Genomic DNA, 3,333 nt, shown 5'->3' with positions numbered 1-3,333 from the left:
GTTGTTTTTCCTGTACGGACACAATCTCTATCTCTTCTACAGGTATATGGGGGTTGGCAACAACAAGTTTTACAACCTGCTGCAAATGGTTAAACATGTTCTGCACAAACTCCGGCGAATAGATTTCCTTATTAAAAACAAACTTTACCGCTAATGTTTCATCAGGATGAATAATCACATTAAAGTCGTAATTGGTTTGCTCAAAGATTTCAACATCTGTAATCCTAAATCCCAATTCTCGGTCAAACACACTCTTATCAAATGGAAAGTTTTCAAACACCATAATATGATCAATAAGTGGAGCGGATTGTGAACGGTTTGACTGGATCTCAGCCAGGGAGACGTAATGGTACGGTTTCACATTCAAAGCAGCTTGCTGCACCTCTTGAAGCAATCGGGAGAATGTCTCCTGCTTCCGGCTCCTGATCCGAACGGGAATTGTATTGATAAATAGACCGACGCTTTTTTCCACATCGCGAATCTCGGTGGGTCTTACGGACACAACCGCACCAAACACCGCCTCCCGTGTATCATTATATTTTTGCAGCAGAAGCCCCCACACCGTTTGGAAAACAGTATTGAGCGTGACCTGCTGCATCCGGGCAAGCTTTGTGAGTTTAGATGTCAAGTCTGTGCCCAAATCAAAACTTATCTCTGACTGGATATAGTTGTGATTCCCTTTCCGTTCCTGTATTGGAATGCCTGTCAACTGTTCATATCCTTCTAAATACTGGTTCCAGTAAGCACAGGCTTGCTCCTGGTCCTGCTCTTTCAACCAGCGGATATACTCACCGTATGAGGGTACTTTTTCCATGACAATCGGTTGCCGCTTGATTCGCTGTTGGTACATGTGCAACAAATCATCAATCAGGATTCCCATACACCATCCGTCCATCAATATATGATGGAAACTTAAAATCAATTGGTAGTTTTGTGAATCTGTTTGAAGCAGAGCAAAGCGGATCAGAAGATCCCGGGAGAGATCAAATCCTCTCTCCCTATCTTTCCGCTTAAATTCATCAATACATGATTGCTTCTCCTCATCGTTTAAAGTGGAAAGATCCTGAAACACAACCTCAGCTTTTCTTTCTTTCAACACAACTTGGATCGGTTGGTTTAAATTTTCATAAAGAAAAACCGTGCGCAACGTATCGTACTTCCGGATTAGATCCTGAATGCTTTCTTTGAGACTGGACAGATCCAGTGAACCTTCGATCGAAAAGGCAGTTTGTTGGAAATAGGCAGTGTTGTTCGGATCGTCCAAATAATGAAACAACATTCCTTGTTGTAAAGGAGAGAGTCCGTATAATCCGTTTATTTGGCTTTTATCAACCATACATGAATCCTCCGCGTGCTACTTTTTAATATTCTCACCTAAAACTTCCAACACATGGTCTAATTCTTCTACAGTTAACTCTTCTTGAGCATTAAAATCACCCGGTGTCCATTTCGTTTCTTCCTGCCGGATGCAATGGGCGATCAACTCAAGCAAGTAATGCTTGTAGCGCCTTGCCAGCCTCTCTATGGTGTTTGGGCGATGCACATGAGGGTTGTAATGGAAAATCATTTGTAATTTTCCGTCCAACACTGCTCCATTCAGCTCTATCGAATGGACAGCATGATTGACAGGGCTGTTTGATTCACCCGTTGGCATAGATGAGAAGTAAAACGCTCCTGTTTTTACCTCTTGTGCAAATTGTCCCAGATAGTTAAACCCGATTTCCGGATGTAAACGGAAGGTGAGATTATCTTTCTTTTCCGGGGCAGTCATGTATTTCAATACGCCATATCCGATTCCCCGGTTGGGAACTTTACGCAAGATTTCCTTTACATTTCGGATGGCTTCGGCAATCTCGTCTGCTTTCAGGTTCAAAACAACGGGATATATAGAGGTAAACCATCCAACGGTACGGCTCACATCCACTCCGGCGATCAACTCTTCCCGGCCATGCCCTTCCATATTCACCAACACTTGATCTTGCTCTGTCCATTCCCGAACGGCCAGGCCAAGAGCCGTTAGCAAGAGATCGTTGATTTCGGTATGATAAGCGCGGTGAACGTCTGTAAGCAATTGCTTGGTCTCTGATTCAGAAAGACTGACGGTAATCTGGCCCTTGTCTTTGTGCAAATAGACATCCGTCCCCATCTTCTCTTTGGGGAGCGCCGGGACTACTGTTTCTTCTATCTTTTTCCAATAAGGCAATTCTCGCAATAGCTTACTGCTTTCAGCATACTCCTGCAACTTTCCGGCCCATGTCTGGTAGGAACTTGTTTTGTCGGGAAAGCGAATTTCTTTATGCTGAACCGCCTGCTGATATCCTGCAGCGAAATCCTCGAGTAAAATGCGCCAGGATACTCCGTCGACGACTAAATGATGAATCGTAATCAGAAGATGATCTCCGTCCAATGTTTTAAACAATCCCAGTTTCACTAAAGGCCCGTCGTTCAGATTTAAGGTTTGTTGCAGCCGGTCTGCTTCCTCTTTGATCCGCAAGGGCACATTGGGCTCCTGTGTCAAATCAAAAACTTTCAGCGTAAATAGCTTCTCTTCCAGCTCCCGATTAATCTGTACAATCATTTTTTCATTCCGGGAATAAACCATTCTCAGAGCGTCATGATGTTCCAAAAGTTTTTGGAACACCTGGTCCAAATATTGCGGCTCCCATCCTTTTTTGCTGTATAACATCACGGCCTGGTTCCAATGGTGAGGATTGGCAAACTCTTGTTCAAAGAACCAGCGCTGAATGGGGGTTAACGTTACTTCACCCTTTACCATCCCTTGTTCGTCCGTGGTTTGAGTCCTTTGAACAAAGGGAGCCAAGCCGGCGATCGTCGGGTACTGGAATAAATCTTTCATCTCTATTTTTCGGTTTTGTTGATGCAGCCGGGCCGCAATTTGAATCGCCTTAATGGAGTCTCCGCCGACTTCAAAGAAGTTGTCATGAATGCCCACTCGTTCAATGCCCAATACTTCCTGCCAAATCCCCGCGAGCAGTTTTTCGTTTGGATCTGTCGGGGCCGCATACTCCACACCTGTCTCCACTCGTCCCAACGGTTCGGGTAAAGCTTTTTTATCCACTTTTCCATTTGTGGTCAACGGCAGTGTTTCCAGTTCAACCAAATACGATGGGATCATATAATCCGGCAATGTTTTCATCAAATGTTTCCGGATCTCCGATACATTCCACAAACCGTCCAACACCATATAGGCATATAGGGATGGGGAGCCCTCTCGATCCGGGCGGGCCGTCACCACCGCTTCCCGCACCGAAGGATGCTCCAGCAGCCGTGTTTCAATTTCCCCCAGTTCAATCCGGTATCCCCGGATCTTCA

The 3,333-nt window shown here is 45.0% G+C and carries 2 protein-coding genes; both read right to left on the bottom strand.

All coding sequences use genetic code 11. The features are described 5' to 3' along the window. On the bottom strand, positions 1-1,336 hold a 1,336-nt coding region (locus I8U27_RS20215; protein ID WP_232345717.1), incomplete at its 3' end, for a condensation domain-containing protein. 18 nt (positions 1,337-1,354) lie between these two features. Further along, a partial coding sequence (locus I8U27_RS20210) for a condensation domain-containing protein (protein ID WP_232345716.1) occupies positions 1,355-3,333 on the bottom strand: 1,979 nt, incomplete at its 5' end.

Source organism: Paenactinomyces guangxiensis, from assembly GCF_016055185.1.
In the GTDB taxonomy this organism is placed as follows: domain Bacteria; phylum Bacillota; class Bacilli; order Thermoactinomycetales; family Thermoactinomycetaceae; genus Paenactinomyces; species Paenactinomyces guangxiensis.
The sequence above is the reverse complement of the archived record's forward strand: the minus strand, read 5'-3'. Positions and strand labels throughout refer to the sequence as shown.